Source organism: Citricoccus sp. GCM10030269, from assembly GCF_042665635.1.
In the GTDB taxonomy this organism is placed as follows: domain Bacteria; phylum Actinomycetota; class Actinomycetes; order Actinomycetales; family Micrococcaceae; genus Citricoccus.
In genome coordinates this window covers 1,124,884-1,142,863 of sequence record NZ_JBHTCV010000005.1, presented here as the reverse complement: position 1 = coordinate 1,142,863, position 17,980 = coordinate 1,124,884, and the positions used below count along the sequence as shown (strand labels likewise).

Below are 17,980 nucleotides of genomic sequence, written 5' to 3'. Positions count from 1 at the left end.
GGCAGAAATGGACCGAGGCTTTCGGTTCACCCCCTGCGGATTGATCGGAAAGGCCAAAGCCGTATGCCGTCACTCCAGACAGCACGCAGCGGGGGGCCGTTCCGGCCCTTGGCCGGTCCGTCCCACCCACCCTCGATCATCGGGGCGTGCGCCCCGGTCTGGAGTTCCTGTGGAGAATCTGACGACCACTCTGGCCACCGAAACCCCGGCAGCCGCCCAGTCCACTGAGCGGATGAGCACAGGGGAGAAGTCCTATTTGTTGGACACCTCCGTTCTGCTGTCCGACCCGCGGGCGATTCTGCGCTTTGCCGAACATGAAGTCATCCTCCCGATCGTGGTCATCTCCGAACTGGAGAAGAAGAGGGACGACCCGGATCTGGGATACTTCGCCCGTAAGGCACTGCGGCTCTTGGACGAACTGCGCCTCGAGCACGGCTCCCTGAACACCTCGATTCCGCTGGGCTCCGAGGGCGGGGCACTGCGAGTGGAGCTCAACCACATCTCGGTGGACGTGCTCCCGCACGGATTCCGGTCCACGGACAACGACTCACGCATCCTCGCCGTCGCCAAGAACTTCGCCGATGAGGGCCGCGACGTCACCGTGGTGTCCAAGGACCTGCCCATGCGCGTCAAGGCCTCGGCCATGGGCCTGCAGGCGGATGAGTACCGCAATGAACTCGTCAAGGACTCCGGCTGGTCCGGAACCGCGGAGATCATGGCCACCGAAGAAGAGGTCAACGCGCTCTACAACAACGAACCGGTCGCCATGGCCGAAGCGGCGGAGCTTCCGGTCAACACCGGTCTGGTGATCACCTCGCCGCGTGGTTCGGCGTTGGGACGCATTGACCGGCACGGTAAGACCCAGGTCGTCCGCGGGGACCGGGACGTCTTCGGACTGCACGGTCGCTCGGCCGAGCAGCGACTCGCGATCGATATGCTGCTCGATCCCACGGTCGGCATTGTGTCCCTCGGCGGCCGGGCCGGCACCGGCAAGTCGGCGCTGGCGCTGTGCGCGGGGCTCGAGGCGGTCATGGAGCGGCGTGAGCACCGCAAAGTGGTCGTGTTCCGTCCGCTGTACGCCGTCGGCGGCCAGGAACTCGGCTACCTCCCCGGCTCCGAGACCGAGAAGATGAACCCCTGGGGCCAGGCCGTCTACGACACCCTGGGCGCCCTGGTCTCCACGGAGGTCTTGGACGAGGTCGTGGACCGAGGCATGCTCGAGGTGCTCCCGCTGACCCACATTCGCGGCCGCTCCCTGCACGACTCCTGGGTGATCGTGGACGAGGCCCAATCACTCGAGAAGAACGTGCTGCTGACGGTGATGAGCCGCATGGGCCAGAACTCCAAGATCATCCTGACCCACGACGTCGCTCAGCGCGACAATTTGCGCGTAGGCCGGCACGACGGCGTCGCGGCTGTGGTGGAGACGCTCAAGGGGCACCCCTTGTTCGGGCACGTCACCCTGAACCGCTCCGAACGTTCGCCGATCGCCGCCCTGGTGACGGAGCTGCTCGAGGACGCCAGCATCTGAGATCGGGGTCCTCCCTGGGACCTGGGTGGTCAGAGAACCGGGTCTTGAGGGACCGCCTTAAAAGAACCAGGGGCCGCTGCACTTGATGGCAGCGGCCCCTGGGGGGTGGATCCGTCCGAGTCCCCGCGGAGGGGGGATGTGGGGACCGGGGATGATCCACCGTAGCCATGGCCCCTTGAAACGGGATGGAGGCCATGGAGTTCGGGCTTCCACGACGGTCCACGAGTGCTGAGTCGGTGCCGCACGGATGGAAGCAAGTTCGAGCATACTCCCCGAGGCGTCGATTTGCCTACCACCTTCACGAAAATGGCACCATCGACTTTTGGACAGATTTTCAGCCGGACTTTCCGGGCACTTTCGAACAGTTCCTTCGGCGACTCGGCGACTCGGTGGCTGCGGGTGACGGGGGTTACTGCGGGTGTTGTCCGCTGCTGCGGTCTCTCCAGTCGCGGCGAGCCTGGCGGGTGTCTGCGAACGCCACGATGACGCCGGCGCCGGCACCGGCCAAGTGGCCCTGCCACGAGATCCGCTGATTGAACGGCAGGAAGCCCCAGACAATGCCGCCGTACAGCAACACCGTCACGACGGCGGCCACGATGGCAGAGAGGCGGCGGGAAAGAATGCCATAGGTCACCAGGAACGCGGCGTAGCCGTAGACGATCACCGAGGCCCCGATGTGGTTGGTGCCCAGCCCTCCGATGAGCCAGGTGCCGAACCCGCCGAGAATCCAGATGCCCGCGGTGATGATCCACCAGCGGCGGGTGATCCAGGCGATCATGGAGCCCATCACCAGGAACGGAATGGTATTGGAGAGCAGATGCCCGAGTCCGGCGTGCAACAGCGGGGCGAAGAGGATGCCCGGTAATCCCGAGACGTCCAGGGGTTGGACGCCGAATTGATTCAGGCGGCCGCCGAGGAAGAGATCGAGGATCTCCAGAACCCACATGAGAACCACGAGGCCGAAGACGGGCAGGGCGCGCTGGATCCAACCGGGATACGAACGGAACTGGTCGATGACGGAGTGATGAGCGGGGGACGTCTCCGTGGGACGGGGCATGAGACCAGTCTAGGTCTCGTCCCGGATGCCCAGGAGCTGGCGGGAGGCTTCCACACCCGTAGCGATGACCTCCGTCTCTGGGCGGGTGAACTCCCGGGCGTCCAGCCGGAAGCGCAGCACGACCTCGGCGGTGCGCCCCCACGCCTCCACCTCGACCCCGTTGTGCTGGTAGCCGAGGGCCAGCGAGACGGCGGCCGAGCTCTGGTTCCATGAGGCGCAGTCCGTGGTGGCGGCCAGTGCCCCGAAGTGATCGAACGCCAACACCAGGACAATCGACCGCGCCAGGGTGCCCAGTCCGCGGCCCTGGGCGTCGTACCGGAGCCAGGAGCCGGTGGAGACGGTTCGAGTCTGCGCGAAGTGGCGGGCGCCCAGATCCATCATGCCGATCAGCGCCGGCGCGCTGTCCGGTTGGTGTTCCCAGACACCGAAGTGGATGCGCCATTGGTCCGGACGTGCCTCGGCCCGCGCCTCCCAGATGTGCTGCAGCATGTTCTTGGCCAGATCGGACGCCGGTGCTTCAGACCACGGGACTGCTCCGAAGGGGTTCAGGCCCCGCGGATGGATACCGGCGCGCGCGCACTGCAGGAGTGCGGGCAGATCGCCGTCGGTCACCGGTCGCAGGGTCAACGGCCCGGCTTCGAGGCGGAGACTGAACAGCGGCCACCAGTCCTCCAGAGCGCCCGACCCCGGCACGGGAAACTCAACGGGCAGCAGCTCGGACCGCTCGAGCGGAGTCTGTTCGGACATATCCACAGCTTAAGGTTCCGCGCCGTGCCAGCGCCGCGGTCACTCTAGGCTGAGGGAATGCCGACGATCCTGGCCGAGGCCGCCCGCGCAGGGAACTGGCTGCTACTGGCCGCGGTCACCGCCGCCCTGCTGCTCTTCGTGCTCTGTGCCGTCGTCCTGGTGGTCACCGACCTGCGGGAGCATCGGCTGCCGAACCGGTGGACCGGCCTTCTGGCCGGCGGCGGTGCTGTCACCTTGGGTGTGGCGTGTCTGGCGGACGACGCCGGATGGTCACGTCTGTGGTCCATGGTCGGCGGTGGTGCCGCCTACCTGGCGCTCATGCTCGTCTTGCATCTGATCAGCCGCACCGGCATGGGCATGGGGGATGTGAAACTGGGCGGCGGCCTGGGAATCTATGCCGGCTGGCTGGGCTGGGATCACCTCTGGGGTGCCGTGGTCCTCGGTTTCATCGCCGGGGGAGTGGTGGCGCTGGCGCTCGTTCTGACCCGGCGGGCCACCGGATCCACGCACCTGCCCTTCGGTCCGGCCATGGTGATGGGTGCGGCGCTGGCGTTCCTGCTGTAGCTGTTTCATTCGTGGCCGGATTCCGGCCACGGACTGGCGGCCGCTAGCGTGGGTGTATGCCCACTCCGGAATTCGTCCTCACGCTGCGCGAGAAGATCGGCACCGATCACCTGTGGTTGCCCGGGTGCAAGGCCGTCGTCGTGCGTGACCGTGAGCCGGCGTCGGAGGAGACCCGAGAGGTGCTGCTGGTGCGCCGAGCGGACAACGGCCGTTGGACCCTGCCGGCCGGAATCATCGAGCCGGGCGAGGAGCCGGCCGCCACGGCCGTGCGAGAGACGTACGAGGAGACCAATGTGCGGTGCGCGCCCCAGCGGCTGGCCGGCGTCGGGACCACGCTCGAGGTGGCGTACCCGAACGGTGACCGTGCTCAGTATCTCGACGTGGTGATGGCGATGAAGTACGTCTCCGGCGAGGCGCGGGTCAATGACGATGAGAACACGGACGTCGGCTGGTTCGCGCTCGATGCTCTGCCGGAACTGCCACCGCTGCACGCTCGCGCGCTGGAGTGGGGACTGGCGGAATCACCCGAGGCGCAATTCGTCGCCCCCTGACCGTTTCCTCCCCGGGTGCCTACTCCCACAGGCGACTTTGCGGGCAGAAAACACCGGTGTTTTCTGCCCGCACAGTGCGAGGGGTGGGTGAGTTGGATCAGGCCGGGTGGGTCATGGACATGGTGTCCAGGGCCGTGTCCAGCTGCTCCTCGGTGATCTCGCCGCGCTCCACGTAGCCGAGATCGAGGACGGCCTCGCGAACGGTCATCTTCTGGGTTACGGCGTGCTTGGCGATCTTGGCGGCCGCCTCGTAGCCGATGACCTTGTTCAGCGGGGTCACGATCGAGGGGGAGGCGCCGGCCAGGAAGGTGCAGCGCTCCACATTGGCCTCGATGCCGTCGATCATCTTGTCCGCCATGGTGCGGGCCGAGTTGGACAGCAGGCGGATGGACTCCAGCAGGTTGGCCGCCATCACCGGGATGCCGACATTGAGCTCGAAGGCGCCGTTGGTGGAGGACAACGAGACGGTGGTGTCATTGCCGATCACCTGGGCGGCCACCTGGATGACGGCCTCACTGATCACCGGGTTGACCTTGCCCGGCATGATCGAGGAGCCCGGCTGCAGGTCGGGGATGAAGATCTCGCCCAGGCCGGTGTTCGGGCCGGAACCCATCCAGCGCAGGTCATTGTTGATCTTCATGAAGGAGTAGGCGATGGTGCGCAACTGGCCGGAGGCCTCCACGAGCCCGTCGCGGTTGGCCTGAGCCTCGAAGTGGTTGCGCGCCTCGGTGAGCGGCAGCCCGGTTTCTTCGGCCAGCAACTCGATGACGCGAGCGGAGAAGCCCTTCGGCGTGTTGATGCCGGTGCCGACGGCCGTGCCGCCCAGGGGCACCTCGGCCACGCGGGGCAGTGAGGCCTCGATGCGTTCGATGCCGTACCGGACCTGCGCGGCGTAACCGCCGAACTCCTGGCCAAGAGTCACCGGTGTGGCGTCCATGAGGTGCGTCCGGCCGGACTTGACGACGTTCTCGAACTCGCCGGCCTTCTTCTCCAGCGACGTGGCCAGGTGCTCGAGGGCGGGCTTCAGGTCATTGATCAGACCGGCGGTGACGGCGATGTGCACCGAGGTCGGAAAGACGTCATTGGAGGACTGGGAGGCGTTGACGTGGTCGTTCGGGTGGACCTCTGCCTCGGAACCGCTGGCCTGCAGTGACTGGGTGGCCAGCGTGGCCAGGACCTCGTTGGTGTTCATGTTCGAGGAGGTGCCGGAGCCCGTCTGGAACACATCGATCGGGTACTGGCCGTCGTGCCGTCCGGAGATGACCTCGTCCGCAGCGGCCACAATGGCGTCACGGCGTTCCTGGTCGATCACGCCCAGCTCGGCATTGGCCTTCGCGGCGGCCTTCTTGACCTGCGCCAACGCGTGGATGTGTGCCGGTTCGAGGGTCTTGCCGGAGATGGGGAAGTTCTGCACGGCGCGCTGGGTCTGGGCGCGGTACAGGGCGTCGATCGGGACCTTGACTTCGCCCATCGTGTCATGCTCGATGCGGAACTGCGGTTCGGAAGAGGAGTGTTCAGAGGAAGACTGTGCGGTCATGTTTCCCCACTTTAGACCGTTCCGCGGGGCCGCCTGGCCGCCCGCACCCCGTTGACGATCACCAGCACTTCGGCGATCTCGTGGACCAGGACCACCCCGGCCAGCCCCAGGATGCCGAACAGCGCCAGCGGGAACAGCACCACGATGATGGCCAGAGCCACACCGATGTTCCAGGTCATGATGCGCCGCCCGCGGCGCACGTGAGCCAGGACGCCCGGGATCAGCCGCAGATCATGCCCGGTGAACGCGACGTCGGCCGACTCGACGGCGGCCCGGGAACCACTCGATCCCATCGCGATGCCGACCGTGGCCGCCGCCAGCGCCGGGGCGTCATTGACGCCATCACCCACCATGGCCGTCGGCGCTTCGGCGACCAGCTCCTCGATGACCGCCGCCTTGTCCGCCGGCAGCTGTTCCCACCGGACGTCCTGGATACCGGCCTCGGCGGCCAGGGCTCGTGCCGTGGTGCTGTGGTCGCCGGTGACCATGACGGTCCGAATGCCCCTGGCTGAGAACAGGCGGATCGTTTCGGCGGCTTCCGGCCGCAGTTCGTCGCGGATCCCGATCACGCCCGCGGTGCCGCCGTCGATCTCGACCACGACGACGGTCATCCCGCGCGCCGCCATCTCCTCGGCTTCGGCGCGCAGTGGGCCCGGGTACAGCCAGCGCGGGGTGCCCAGCCGGAGGTGCGCCGCGCCCACCCGGCCCCGAAGCCCGAATCCGGGTTCCTCCGTGACTTCCTGTGCCGGTGCGATTCCGGGGGCGGCCGCGATGATGGCGGCGGCCAGGGGATGGCTGCTGGAGGACTCCAGGGCGGCAGCGTTGCGCAGAAGCTCGGCCTGATCGTGCCCCGGGGCGGTGCGGACCTCCACCACTCGGGGCTCGTTGCGGGTCAAGGTGCCTGTCTTGTCGAAGGCCACGGTGCGGATCGTGCCCAACTGTTCGAAGGCCTGGCCGGACGTGATGACCACCCCGTACGTGGACGCGGAGCCGATGGCACTGATCACGGTCACCGGAACGGCGATGGCCAAGGCACACGGCGAGGCGGCCACCAGGACCACGAGGGCCCGCTCGATCCAGGTGGCCGGATCTCCGGTCAGTAGTCCGAAGAGCGCGATGACGGCCGCGATGACGAGGACGGCGGGTATCAGGGGCTTCGTCATCCGGTCGGCCAGCCGGGCGCGCACTCCCTTCCGGGCATGCGCCTGTTCCACCAGGGAGACGATCTGGGTGAGGGAATTGTCCCGGGCGCTGGCGGTCGCCTCGATCCGCAGCGTCCCGGAGCCGTTGATGGCGCCGGCCGGAACCGGATCACCGGGAGTGACGGCGACCGGAATCGACTCACCCGTCACGGCCGAGAGGTCCAGGCTCGAGTGTCCCTGGAGCACCACCCCGTCCGTGGCCGCCCGATCGCCTGCGCCGACCAACAGCACGTTCTGTTCGCGCACCTCAGCGGCGGGAATGGTGGCGACTCCCTGGTCCCGGGCGATGCGGGCGGTCTCGGGCATCAGCGAGAGCAACGCGCGCAGACCACCCTTCGCGCGGTCCATGGCCCGGTCCTCCAGGGCCTCGGCCAGAGAGAACAGGAAAGCGAGTGCCGCTGCCTCCCCGACGTGGCCCAGCAGCACCGCGCCGACCGCCGAGATGGTCATCAGCAGTCCCACGCCCAGTCGACCACGCAGCAGACCCCGGAGTGCGCCGGGGACAAAGGTGAGGGCACCGGCGGCCAGGGCGAGCCACTGCAGCAGCAGACCCGGGATCTCCGCCCCGCTCCAGTTCAGTCCGAAGCCGACGGCCAGTGCCACGCCGGAGAGGATCGCGAGCCAGAGACTGGCGTCCTCCGGGGACCAGGTGTGCTCCCGCGGGCTGGCCCGGGCCGACGTCGGGACGGGTGTCTTGTCTGTGCAGCACTCGCCGCTCACGGCGCTGTGTCTCCGTCCGCGTCCAGGCAGATCTCGTTCTCGTCCACGGCCAGCGTGGCGTCCAGCAGGGCGCTGAGTGCCACGGCGACCCGTGAGTCAGCGATCTCGTACCGGGTTTGGCGCCCTTCGGGTTCACCGACGACGATCCCGCAACCGCGCAGACAGGCCAGGTGGTTGGAGACATTCGTGCGGGTCAATCCGAGGTCTCGGGCCAGCTGCGCCGGGTAGCTGGGCGATTCCAACAGGGACAATAGGATTCTCGAGCGGGTCGGATCAGCCATCGCCCGGCCCAGTCGGTTCATCGCGTCCAGTCGCGAAGCAATGGTCAGCATACGCTGACTATACAGCGAACAGTGACCTGTTCGGACCAGGCATGGTCTCGGATCGGGCATGGTCAGGAGTGGTGCGCGGGATTCGACTCCTGCTCGTGGAGGGCGGCCGTCTCCAGTTGGAAGGTGGCGTGGTCGAAGGAGACGGGGAAATGGTCCTTCACGCAGCCTCGTATCGCTTCCAGGATCTGCGGGGCGTGGCTGGATTCGAAGCACCGGTCGTCCACGACCACATGGCCCGAGATGACCGGCATGCCTGTGCCGATCATCGAGGCATGCAGGTCATGGACGTCCCGGACGTGTTCCAGGCCGAGGATGTGCTCGCGAACCTCCTCGAGGTCCACCCCCTTCGGCGTGAACTCCATCAGCACCCCGATGGTCTCGCGTAAGAGGAAGTAGGCCCGCGGCACGATGAGCGCGGCGATGAGCAACGCGGCGATGCTGTCGGCCTGGTGGAAACCGGTCGTGGAGATGACGATCGCCGCGATGATGACGCCGAGGGAGCCGAGGGCGTCGTTGAGAACCTCCAGGAACGCTGCGCGCAGATTGAAGTTCGCGCCCCGGTTCGAGGCCAGGATGGCGATGGCAGCGATATTGGCGGCCAGCCCGATGAGGCCGAACCACAGGAGTTCGGCGCCCGGGACGTCGTGGGGATCGAACAGGCGGCGAACGCCGTCGATGGCCGCATAGCCACCGACCACCAGCAACAGGGCGGCTTGACCGAGGGCCGCGATCACCTCGATCCGGGCGAAGCCCCATGTGCGTCTGCTGTTCGCCGGCCGCAGCATCATGGTGGCGGCGAGGACTGCCACCAGCAAGCCTGAGGCGTCGCTGATGGCGTGCGCGGTGTCGGTCAACAGGGCCAGGCTGCCGGTGACCGCGCTGCCCACCGCTTGGGCCAGGGCGATCACCGCCGTGAGGATGAAGACCGTCAACAGGCGACGGCGGAGACCCCGGTCCGGCTGCTGCGGCATGTGCTGGTGGTGGCCGGCCGTCATGGCGCTTCCTCTGTGGCCTGTTCTGTGGCCAGTTCTGTGGCCTGTTCGGCGAGCGACTCGCGGTGGGCGCGCAGGGAGGGCGTTCGGGCGGAGGCCGACAGGACGGCGTTCGCGCTGAGGATGAGGTGGTTCAGTCCGGCCGGATCGGCGATCGAGAACCACGATGACCGGCCCTCGCTACGGACCGTGACCACGCCGCAGTCCCGCAGGCAGGCCAGATGTTTGCTGACCGTCGACTGCGCCAGGTGCAGGTGCTCGACCAAATCGCGGACCCGGTGCTCACCATTGGACAGGTGCTGCAGCAACGTGAGCCGGGTCGGTTCGGACAGGGCGTGGAACAGCGTGGCGTGGAGGTCACCCACGGACGTCAACCCGGTTAGGGGCGTCGTCGCCTCAGCGGTCGGCCATCGCTGCGCCGCCGCATCGGTGTCGGTGTCCACCGTTGACTCCAGATTCATCGCCATAGGGCGATGATAGCGCTGTGTGGCGATCCGTGGAAGGGGTCGTGGTGGCTGTCGGGGGCTGGCGGGAATGCCGGGGCTGCCGGGACTGACCGGGGTGCCGGTCTAGGAAGCGGTCTAGGAACCGGGTGCAACGCCGATGTCGGCACCGGCCTCGGTGCCGGTTTCGCCGCCGGTGCGCGGACGACTCCCGGTGACGGTGCCGACGTCGGCGGGGTCCACATCCCCGATGGTCTCGACCGGATTGGCGGTGCCGTTGGCCAGGGAATACGTGAGCCCGACGATCGCCGTGCGCCCCTCGTTGACGGCCTTCGCCACGGACATGGAGGATTCCATCAGCCGGGCGCTGGTCTGACGCACGTTCTCGGCCACGGTGCCGTTGACATCGGTCACGCCGGCGCGCTGGGCGGACAGGACGGCGGGGGTGATGCGTTCCACGAGGGAGCGGATGAACCCGGGAGGCATGTCACCGGTGGCATAGGCGTCGACGGCGGCGGTGACCGCCCCGCAGTTGTCGTGACCCAGGATCACGATCAAGGGAATGTTCAGGACGTCGACCGAGTACTCGAGCGAACCCAGTACGGCGTCGTCGATGACCTGCCCGGCTGTCCGGACCACGAAGACGTCTCCGAGGCCGACGTCGAAGATGATCTCGGCGGCCAACCGGGAATCGGAACAGCCGAAGATCGTGGCGATGGGGTGCTGCTCGTTCGCGAGCGCGGTGCGCCGAACCGCATCCTGATTCGGATGGCGGGACTGATCGGAGACGAAACGCTCATTTCCGGCGCGCAGTGCAGCCCACGCTCCGGCGGGGGTGAGTGGGGTATTCGGCTGACTGGTCACCTGATCAGGACTCCTCGATGGACTGTTGGACGGCAGCGGCGAGGGAGTCCAGCGAGGCGAGGTCTCCGGAGCCGCTGATGATGACGGTGACCCCGTCCAGATCCGTCACCAGATGGCGATCACCGTTGGCTGGTTCGTACAAGTCCCAGGTGGTGCCGTCCACGGCGCGCGTGCCGGTCTGCGGGGCGTTGTCCGTCTGCTGCGACAGCCACGTGGGGTTGGACTGGGCGGTCTGCTTGAATCCGGCGAATTCCTCGTCTGCGGTGACATAGCCGGCTTCCCAGAACTCGACCTGGTCGGTGCCGGCGGCGTTCCAGCGGGCGTAGTTGGCGTTCCAGTCTTCGGGGACGTCCGGCGCTGCGGCCGTGAAGCCGGCGGTGTCCGAGGCCTGTTCGGCGGTGGAGACGACGTCCACGTCCTGCCCATAGGTCTGTTCGGTGCTGGCCGGGTTCAGCCACACCACCAACAGAGCGACGGCGAGGGTCGCGAGCACGGAGATCACCATGGCCACGGCGGACTGACTGGCGCGCTTGGCCTGCTGCTGCGTCAGCCGTGGTTTGGGGGCCAGATCGGGCTCGGGCTGGAGTGAGGTCACTGATCCATTCTGCCACTGGCGGGCCCATTAGGATGGGCCGGGAGAGATTCCCTCAGAGACGGCCCACAGACGGAGTGATTCGGTGACCACTGACCAGCCCGAGAACAACGGGGTTCCGGCCCTCAAGCCCGAGGCCGGCCATCAGTCCGACCACCAGGACTACAACATGCTGAACCGCAACCTGGCTGTGTCGGGAACCGAGCCGGACCGCAACCTGGCACTGGAGCTGGTGCGCGTCACGGAGGCAGCGGCCATCGCTGCGGGCCACTGGGTGGGCTACGGGGACAAGATCACCGCCGACGGCGCCGCCGTGGACGCCATGCGGGCGTTCATGGACACGGTGCGGATGAACGGCATCGTGGTCATCGGTGAGGGCGAGAAGGACGAAGCCCCGATGCTCTTCAACGGCGAGCGCGTCGGCGACGGCACCGGTCCGGAGGTCGACGTTGCGGTGGATCCGATCGACGGCACGCGACTGACCGCGATGGGCTATCCGAACGCCCTGTCCGTGTTCGCCGTGGCCGAGCATGGAGCCATGTTCGACCCCTCGGCCGTGTTCTACATGGACAAGATGGTGGTTGGCCCTGAAGCGGCGGACTTCGTCGACCTGCGTCTGCCGATCAAGCAGAACATCCACCTGGTCTCCAAGGCACTGAACAAGCCGGTCAGCCAGATCAACGTCTGCGTGCTGGAACGTCCGCGCCACGAGCGCCTCGTGGAGGAGATCCGGGCGGCCGGCGCTCGCGTGAAGTTCATCATGGACGGCGACGTGGCCGGTGGCATCGCCGCTGCTCGTCCGGACACCGATGTGGACATGCTCCTGGGTGTCGGCGGCACCCCCGAGGGCATCATCACCGCGTGCGCCATCAAGGCCCTCGGCGGCGTCATCCAGGGACGGTTGGCGCCTGTTGACGAGGCCGAACGGCAGAAGGCCCTCGACGCCGGCCACGACCTGGACGCGGTCCTCACCACGGGCGATCTGGTCAAGACCGACAACTGCTACTTCGCCGCCACCGGCATCACCGACGGCGACCTGTTGCGCGGAGTGCGCTACTACAACGATCGCGTGGTCACCCAATCCATGGTCATGCGCTCGAAGTCGGGCACGGTCCGCGTGGTCGAGGCCGAGCACCAGGCCCGCAAGTGGGAGAAGTGGATCGGCCAGACCGCCCCGACCCGCTAACCCCCCTCATCTAGTGATCAAAAGTGCCCCGAATACTGGGGAGTAACCCCTTAAATCGGGGCACTTTTGACCGCCAGTTGTCCAGGCGAGGCTGGGGTGGTCAGGGCAGGGTGACGGAGAACAGCGTGGCGGGTTCGTGACCGTCCCCGTGGACCACCGCGTCGGCGTCGCTTGCGGCGATGAACACGGATTCCCCCGGGGCCAGCACCGCACTCTCCGAACCGGAATCGATCCGCACGCTCCCGGCGGTGCACACGGCGATGACTGGCCCGCGCGCGGTCAGCGCCTGGCCGTCGGCGGAGGGCAGATCGAGGCGTTCCACCTGGAACTCGTCGAAGGGCGGACGGAACAGCAGGCGCCCGTCGCCCTCGCTGGACGGTGAGCAGTACGGCACCGGCAAGGCCTCGAACCGCACCACGGAGCGCAGTTCCGGCACATCCACGTGCTTGGGCGTGAGTCCACCGCGCAACACGTTGTCGGAAGCCGCCATGACCTCGAAGCCCAGCCCGTGCACGTACGCGTGGACATTGCCGGCCGGCAGGTGCAGGGCCTGCCCGGGAGCCAGATCCACCCGATCGAGCAGAACCGAGACGAGCACTCCCGGGTCGTCCGGATAGTGCTCTGCGATCCCGACGGCGGTCGCCAGGTTCAGATCGTCCTCCATCGCCTGCGGAGCGGCTTTCACAGCGGCGACGACGGCCCGCACCCAGTCGCCCGAGGCCCAGTCCCCGGCGGGGTCGAGGAGTTCCGTGAACACCGACTCCAATGCGCTGACGGCAGCTTCTCTCTCTGCGCCGTCGTCCTGGCGCAGACCGTCGGCTCCGAGCCGCTCAGCGTACGCGGCCGCTGCGGCAGCGGGGCCTGACCCGTCGCCGTCGGCGTTCTCGGTCAAGACCTGGGCGAGCCGGGTGAAGGAGGTTCCCGCGTCCTCGGGCGACCGGAATCCGCACAAGGCGGTGAAAGGGGTGAGGGCGACGATCATCTCGGGTTTGTGATTGTCGTCTTTGTAATTGCGGTGAGGAGCCGTCAGGGGAATCCCCGCGGCCTCCTCCGCGGCGAAGCCCTCGCGTGCCTGCTCGATCGTGGGGTGGGCCTGGATGGAGAGCGGCCGTCCCGCGGCGAGCAGCTTCACCAGGTAGGGCAGACGGCCGAATCGTGCCGCCTCGCCGAGCATCGCCTCCGGATCACGCTCCAGCAGGGCATCCAGCGGGACGGGCTCGGCCTGTGGGTCCGTGACCGGTACGGCCCCGGCGGGAGCTCCTGGGTGAGCACCCATCCACATCTCCGCCTCGGGTCGTCCGGTGGGCACCCGGCCCTGGAGTTTGGCGAGGAGGGTGGCGGACCCCCAGGCATAGTCGCGGATGGCGGCGCGCAGCAGGTACATGGTGTTCAGCCTAACCAGCGGGTCGGTCAGCCGTTACCGGCTACGCACAGGTGATTGGTCTTCGCGGCTTCTTCCAACATTCCGGTCTGGCCGGCGTCTTCGAGCTGCATGAGGTACTCCTCGGTGATCGGACTGCCATCCGGCTGAGTCGGGGGCTCCGGCCAGTCCTCGGGGTTCTCACTGTCAGCACCTTGGGTCGCCCCTTCAGCACCCTGGGAGGCTCCGCCGGTCGCCGACAACGAGGCCGTCGCGTTGACGAACAGCATCGGTGCCACCGGAGAGTCCCCGGGCGCGCCCCCGGCCTGAGGCGTGCCATCCTCGGCGAGCATGCCGTCCACGCGTTCGTGGATCTCGTCGAAGTCCGGGTAGGTGGTGAACTGGTCACCCTGATCGCCGAAGTCGGGAGCGCCGATGGTCAGACGTCCCATCGGTTGCGAGCGTCCCTTCGTGGCCAGGGAGACGAAGGTGCCCAATTGCTGGCCGGGCAGATCGGTCTCCACGATCTGTTCACCGGCGTTGAGGATCTCCTCGAACCGACTCACCAGGGTCCGCGGATTGAACTGGGCCAGCATCGCCTCCTGGATGCACTGCTGGCGGCGGATACGGGAGTAGTCGGAGGAGAAGTGGCGCGAACGCGCGAAGGCCAGGGCGTCGTCGCCGTCGAAGGTGTAGGTCCCGGGCCCCCACCAGGCGTTGCCCCACTGTCCGTCCGGCCGGTGACCGCGGTGGGTGGTCCAGCCGCCCGAGGTCACGGTGACTCCGCCCATGGCATTGATCAATTGGGCGAAGCCGCCCAGGTCGACCATGGCGTAGGACTGGATCTCCAGCCCGAGGATCCCGCCGGCGGCGTCCATCATGGCCTCTGCCCCAGGATCAGCGGCGTCCGGGTAGAGATCCTGATGGTTCTGCGTGACGTCCACGTACAGGGAGTTGATGATGCACTCGTCCCCGCAGTTGTAACCCTCCGGGTACGTCTGCCACAGCGGGGAATCCTCGCTGAACTGGGCGTTCTGGAAGTTGCGCGGAATCGAGAAGATGATCGTCTTGCCCGTTTTCGCGTTGACGGAGGCCACGTGGATGGAGTCCGGGCGCAGGCCGATCCGGCCCTCGCCGGCGTCGCCGCCCAGCAGCAGAAAGTTGTACCGACCGTCCACCGGGTCGATGGCCGGCCCGGGCTCGAACATCTCATTGAGGGCATTGCGCCCGAGATTGATGGCGTAGGAGCCGTAACCGAGGACCCCGGACGTCAGCGCCAGCAGCAGGACGGTGGCGAAGGCGAGCAGGGGCTTCATTCCCGGCGCCACGAGTCTGAGCCGCAGCAATCGGAAGGTGTCCACCCAGACCACGAGCCACCCGAGGGCGAGCGCGGCCAGGACGACGACGGCCGTCAGCTGCACCCACGAGGTGGTGAAGGTCTGGATCAACAGATCCCGGTTGACCAGCAGCAGCACCAGCGCGACGACGATCAGCACCCACACGGTCAGGGTCACCCGGAGGACGGCACGACCGAAGGCGCGGTTGCCGGCGACCACTTGGGCGCCGCCGGGCACGAACAGCGTGAGCAAGAGCAGGATCCAGCCCCGCTTGGTGCGTTGGGGCGCCGCGGCCGATTCCGGGTCGCGGACGGGGTTGCTGCTCGAGTCGGCGGCCGTGAGCATCGGCGACGGGCGGGCCATCACGGGCGATACCCGGGCCGGCCGGCCAGGGACTCGCGGAGTCGATCGCCTTTGCCGCTGGCCACTTCTCGCAGTTCGCCGGCGAAATCGACCAAGCGCTCGCGGAGGGAGGTGGCCTCCGGACCGGAACCGGCCGCGAGGATCCGCGCGGCGAGCAGGCCCGCGTTCCGGGCGCCACCGATGGACACCGTCGCCACGGGGACGCCGGCGGGCATCTGGACGATGGACAGCAGGGAGTCCAGCCCGTCCAAGGTCTTCAGGGGGACCGGTACACCGATGACCGGCAGGGGAGTGGTCGCGGCGATCATGCCCGGCAGGTGAGCCGCCCCGCCCGCGCCGGCGATGATGACCTGGATGCCGCGCTCGTGCGCTTCAGCACCGAAGGAAACCATCTCATGCGGCATGCGGTGGGCGGACACGACGTCGGCCTCATACGGAATGCCGAATTCCTCTAGTGCCGTGGCCGCGGCCTCCATCACCGGCCAGTCGGAGTCGGAGCCCATGACCACGGATACCCGAGCCGTCGTTGCGGGACGCGCTGCGCCGTCGTCGGAATCGGTGGTGGTCATTCGTGTTCCTGTCCTTCGGTGATGATCGCGGCTGCGGCGGTGGCCGCCGCACGGGCCTCGTCGAGTTCGTTCTCAGCGGCCGCGATGACGTTGACGTGCCCGATCTTCCGGCCGGGGCGCACGGATTTGCCATAGGTGTGGATCTTGGCCTGCGGGTACGCGGCCATGGCGCCGGGGTAGGACGAATAGAGGTCCTGGTTCGCGCCGCCGAGGCAATTCTTCATGATGGTGTAGGCGCCGACGGGTTCCGTCGAACCGAGGGGCAGGTCCAGGACCGCACGCAGATGTTGCTCGAACTGTCCCGTGACGGCGCCGTCCATGGACCAGTGGCCGGAGTTGTGCGGGCGCATCGCCAACTCGTTGACCATGAAGCCGGGGCCGATGCCCGGAGTCTCGAACAGCTCGACGGCGAGCATCCCCGTGACGTCGAGGCCTTCCGCCAAGGCCACGGCGGCCTCTTGGGCAGCACCACCGATGCGCGGATCGAGACCGGGGGCCGGAGCCGTTACCAGATCGCAGACGCCGTCGGTCTGAACGGACTCCACGACGGGATAGGTCGCCGTCCTGCCGGAGGGAGTGCGGGCGACCTGTGCGGAGAGCTCGCGGGAGAACGGCACCAGGTCCTCGACCAGCAGGGCCTCGAAGTCCAGCTCGAACCAGTCGCGGCAGTCCTGTGCCTCTTCCGGGGACCGCAGGACCCGAACGCCCTTGCCGTCGTAGCCGCCGCGCGGGGTTTTGAGTACCACGGGCCAGCCGTTGCGGTCGCCGAACTCCAGCAGTTCGGTCACTGAGGACACGGCCGCCCACGGTGGGTTGGGCAGGCCCAGGCGGTCGCACTGTTGCCGCATGAGCAATTTGTCCTGGGCATATTGCAGGGCTTGTGGGCCCGGCTGCAGGTTCACTCCGGCCGATTCGAGGGCGCGCAGATGGTCGGCGGGGACATGTTCGTGGTCGAAAGTCACCACATCGACCTCGGCCGCGAAGGCCCGGAGGGTCTCCAGGTCGAGATAGTCGCCCACGGTGTACTGCGCAGCGGTGGTGGCAGAGACGTCATCGCCTTCCGCCAACACCGTTAATCGCAGGCCGAGGTTCGTTGCCGCCGGGGCCATCATGCGCGCCAATTGGCCGCCGCCCACTACTCCGATCGTTGGAAAACTCACGGACCAAGGGTAACCAGCCGATCATCGGCAGCTCGGCAGGAACCGCCCGCCGGGTATGAGTTGTCAGGAAACGGGCAGGAAGCGGGTCTACAGTGTTCCAAGACGTTTTGCGCGTGGATCCGTTCGGCGTGCTCTGAACCGCCGTGCCGGGCCCGAGATGCGGGAGCCCGAGGCGCCGTGGATCCCCGCCGCCTATTTGTGAGGAGACCGCCCACCCCCATGTTCAGCAACCTGTGGCAACGCTTCGTGGCCCTGGTCGCCATGCTGTGGCGCGAGGTCGCCAAGTTCGGCGCGGTGGGAGCGGCTGCTTTCGTCGTCGACTCTGCCGTGTTCCTGTGGCTGATGTCCGGCCCCATGGAGGGCAGCAATGTCAAGTCGAAGGTGGTCGCCAGCACCGTTGCGACGATCGTTTCCTGGGCCGCAAACCGGTTCTGGACCTTCCGTCACCGGCGGCAGAGCAATGTCATGCGCGAGCTCCTGCTTTTCGCTGTGATGAATGTCATTGGTATGGGCATCGCTGCCGGCTGCGTCTTCATTGCTCAGTATGGGATGGGCATCACCTCCACCACGGGCATCTTCATCGCCGGCAACGTGGTGGGGCTCTTCTTCGGGACGGTGTTCCGGTTCTTCGCCTACCGGTTCTGGGTCTTCACCGAGGAGATGGACGCCGATCCGAGTTTCGCCCAGGATCGCGAACGACTCACCGGAGAGCTGCCGGTCATCCGGACGTCGGAGACCCCGCGACGCCACCGCCGGTCGAGTCGCTCCACTGCAGACCGCTCTGAATCGGGTCCGGCGGCACCACGTCGAGCTTCGGATGAACAGGCTCCCTCGGCGCGCACCCCCGCCGAGCCTCGCTCCGCCGACTAAGAA

17 protein-coding genes and 1 pseudogene are annotated in these 17,980 nt (G+C 67.4%); 5 read left to right on the top strand and 13 right to left on the bottom strand.

Annotation, left to right across the window (positions count from 1 at the left end; translation table 11 throughout):
• Positions 1-232 precede the first annotated feature (232 nt).
• Positions 233-1,531 carry a PhoH family protein gene (locus tag ACFQQD_RS12310; protein ID WP_378090132.1) on the top strand — a complete coding sequence of 433 codons (1,299 nt, stop codon included), beginning with the start codon at positions 233-235 and terminating at the stop codon, positions 1,529-1,531.
• Positions 1,532-1,940: 409 nt separating this feature from the next.
• Here ACFQQD_RS12310 and ACFQQD_RS12305 read toward each other — a convergent pair whose 3' ends face one another.
• Positions 1,941-2,588: a rhomboid family intramembrane serine protease gene (locus ACFQQD_RS12305; RefSeq protein WP_378089734.1), complete on the bottom strand. Its 648-nt coding sequence runs from the start codon at positions 2,586-2,588 to the stop codon at positions 1,941-1,943.
• Positions 2,589-2,597: 9 nt separating this feature from the next.
• Complete coding sequence (locus ACFQQD_RS12300; RefSeq protein WP_378089732.1) at positions 2,598-3,335, bottom strand: GNAT family N-acetyltransferase; 738 nt, start codon at positions 3,333-3,335, stop codon at positions 2,598-2,600.
• Between the two features lie 57 nt (positions 3,336-3,392).
• Here ACFQQD_RS12300 and ACFQQD_RS12295 point away from each other — a divergent pair, with 57 nt between their 5' ends.
• Positions 3,393-3,899, top strand: coding sequence for a prepilin peptidase (locus tag ACFQQD_RS12295; protein ID WP_378089730.1), 507 nt, complete (start codon positions 3,393-3,395; stop codon positions 3,897-3,899).
• A gap of 56 nt (positions 3,900-3,955) precedes the next feature.
• Positions 3,956-4,450 (top strand): NUDIX domain-containing protein, encoded by a 495-nt coding sequence (locus ACFQQD_RS12290; protein ID WP_378089728.1) that lies wholly within the window; start codon positions 3,956-3,958, stop codon positions 4,448-4,450.
• A gap of 97 nt (positions 4,451-4,547) precedes the next feature.
• Here ACFQQD_RS12290 and ACFQQD_RS12285 read toward each other — a convergent pair whose 3' ends face one another.
• The 7 genes and pseudogenes from ACFQQD_RS12285 to ACFQQD_RS12255 all read right to left on the bottom strand — a co-directional run bounded on the left by ACFQQD_RS12285 (position 4,548) and on the right by ACFQQD_RS12255 (position 11,135).
• Positions 4,548-5,987: a class II fumarate hydratase gene (locus tag ACFQQD_RS12285; RefSeq protein WP_378089726.1), complete on the bottom strand. Its 1,440-nt coding sequence runs from the start codon at positions 5,985-5,987 to the stop codon at positions 4,548-4,550.
• An 11-nt stretch (positions 5,988-5,998) separates the two neighbouring features.
• The gene (locus ACFQQD_RS12280) at positions 5,999-7,909 is read right to left on the bottom strand and encodes a heavy metal translocating P-type ATPase (protein ID WP_378089724.1); all 1,911 of its coding nucleotides are present in this window, start codon (positions 7,907-7,909) and stop codon (positions 5,999-6,001) included.
• The gene (locus tag ACFQQD_RS12275; protein WP_378089721.1) at positions 7,906-8,241 is read right to left on the bottom strand and encodes an ArsR/SmtB family transcription factor; all 336 of its coding nucleotides are present in this window, start codon (positions 8,239-8,241) and stop codon (positions 7,906-7,908) included. The genes ACFQQD_RS12280 and ACFQQD_RS12275 overlap by 4 nt, the downstream gene beginning before the upstream one ends.
• A gap of 62 nt (positions 8,242-8,303) precedes the next feature.
• A complete protein-coding gene (locus ACFQQD_RS12270) occupies positions 8,304-9,236 on the bottom strand; it encodes a cation diffusion facilitator family transporter (protein ID WP_378089719.1) in 933 nt (310 codons plus the stop codon).
• On the bottom strand, positions 9,233-9,700 hold the full coding sequence (locus ACFQQD_RS12265) for an ArsR/SmtB family transcription factor (protein ID WP_378089717.1): 468 nt from the start codon (positions 9,698-9,700) through the stop codon (positions 9,233-9,235). Before ACFQQD_RS12265 ends, ACFQQD_RS12270 begins: the two co-directional genes overlap by 4 nt.
• A 216-nt stretch (positions 9,701-9,916) precedes the next feature.
• Positions 9,917-10,540: pseudogene (locus ACFQQD_RS12260) on the bottom strand (carbonic anhydrase); the annotation flags it as partial.
• A 4-nt stretch (positions 10,541-10,544) separates the two neighbouring features.
• A complete protein-coding gene (locus ACFQQD_RS12255; RefSeq protein ID WP_378089715.1) occupies positions 10,545-11,135 on the bottom strand; it encodes a DUF4245 domain-containing protein in 591 nt (196 codons plus the stop codon).
• Positions 11,136-11,301: 166 nt separating this feature from the next.
• Here ACFQQD_RS12255 and glpX point away from each other — a divergent pair, with 166 nt between their 5' ends.
• Complete coding sequence (glpX, locus tag ACFQQD_RS12250; protein WP_378090130.1) at positions 11,302-12,318, top strand: class II fructose-bisphosphatase; 1,017 nt, start codon at positions 11,302-11,304, stop codon at positions 12,316-12,318.
• Positions 12,319-12,418: 100 nt separating this feature from the next.
• On the opposite strand, the gene manA is transcribed toward glpX, so the two are convergent.
• Genes manA through ACFQQD_RS12230 form a run of 4 tightly spaced genes read right to left on the bottom strand, consistent with a single transcriptional unit; the run spans position 12,419 to position 17,107 of the window.
• On the bottom strand, positions 12,419-13,702 hold the full coding sequence (gene manA, locus ACFQQD_RS12245) for a mannose-6-phosphate isomerase, class I (RefSeq protein ID WP_378089713.1): 1,284 nt from the start codon (positions 13,700-13,702) through the stop codon (positions 12,419-12,421).
• A gap of 26 nt (positions 13,703-13,728) precedes the next feature.
• Complete coding sequence (locus ACFQQD_RS12240) at positions 13,729-15,378, bottom strand: LCP family protein (RefSeq protein ID WP_378090128.1); 1,650 nt, start codon at positions 15,376-15,378, stop codon at positions 13,729-13,731.
• Positions 15,378-15,947, bottom strand: coding sequence for a 5-(carboxyamino)imidazole ribonucleotide mutase (gene purE, locus ACFQQD_RS12235; RefSeq protein WP_378089711.1), 570 nt, complete (start codon positions 15,945-15,947; stop codon positions 15,378-15,380). The genes ACFQQD_RS12240 and purE overlap by 1 nt, the downstream gene beginning before the upstream one ends.
• Entirely contained in the window at positions 15,944-17,107 is a 1,164-nt protein-coding gene (locus tag ACFQQD_RS12230; RefSeq protein ID WP_378089709.1) for a 5-(carboxyamino)imidazole ribonucleotide synthase, read from the bottom strand. Before ACFQQD_RS12230 ends, purE begins: the two co-directional genes overlap by 4 nt.
• A 219-nt stretch (positions 17,108-17,326) precedes the next feature.
• Between ACFQQD_RS12230 and ACFQQD_RS12225 the strand changes: the two genes are divergently transcribed.
• Entirely contained in the window at positions 17,327-17,977 is a 651-nt protein-coding gene (locus ACFQQD_RS12225) for a GtrA family protein (RefSeq protein WP_378089706.1), read from the top strand.
• Positions 17,978-17,980: the final 3 nt, after the last annotated feature.

Coding starts and splice junctions, on each gene's coding strand:
- ACFQQD_RS12275 (WP_378089721.1), bottom strand. CDS start 8,241: ATGCTGACCATTGCTTCGCGACTGGACGCGATGAACCGACTGGGCCGG.
- ACFQQD_RS12240 (WP_378090128.1), bottom strand. CDS start 15,378: ATGGCCCGCCCGTCGCCGATGCTCACGGCCGCCGACTCGAGCAGCAAC.
- ACFQQD_RS12310 (WP_378090132.1), top strand. CDS start 233: ATGAGCACAGGGGAGAAGTCCTATTTGTTGGACACCTCCGTTCTGCTG.
- manA (WP_378089713.1), bottom strand. CDS start 13,702: ATGTACCTGCTGCGCGCCGCCATCCGCGACTATGCCTGGGGGTCCGCC.
- ACFQQD_RS12290 (WP_378089728.1), top strand. CDS start 3,956: ATGCCCACTCCGGAATTCGTCCTCACGCTGCGCGAGAAGATCGGCACC.
- ACFQQD_RS12225 (WP_378089706.1), top strand. CDS start 17,327: ATGTTCAGCAACCTGTGGCAACGCTTCGTGGCCCTGGTCGCCATGCTG.
- ACFQQD_RS12305 (WP_378089734.1), bottom strand. CDS start 2,588: ATGCCCCGTCCCACGGAGACGTCCCCCGCTCATCACTCCGTCATCGAC.
- ACFQQD_RS12285 (WP_378089726.1), bottom strand. CDS start 5,987: ATGACCGCACAGTCTTCCTCTGAACACTCCTCTTCCGAACCGCAGTTC.
- glpX (WP_378090130.1), top strand. CDS start 11,302: ATGCTGAACCGCAACCTGGCTGTGTCGGGAACCGAGCCGGACCGCAAC.
- ACFQQD_RS12295 (WP_378089730.1), top strand. CDS start 3,393: ATGCCGACGATCCTGGCCGAGGCCGCCCGCGCAGGGAACTGGCTGCTA.
- ACFQQD_RS12270 (WP_378089719.1), bottom strand. CDS start 9,236: ATGACGGCCGGCCACCACCAGCACATGCCGCAGCAGCCGGACCGGGGT.
- ACFQQD_RS12300 (WP_378089732.1), bottom strand. CDS start 3,335: ATGTCCGAACAGACTCCGCTCGAGCGGTCCGAGCTGCTGCCCGTTGAG.
- purE (WP_378089711.1), bottom strand. CDS start 15,947: ATGACCACCACCGATTCCGACGACGGCGCAGCGCGTCCCGCAACGACG.
- ACFQQD_RS12265 (WP_378089717.1), bottom strand. CDS start 9,700: ATGGCGATGAATCTGGAGTCAACGGTGGACACCGACACCGATGCGGCG.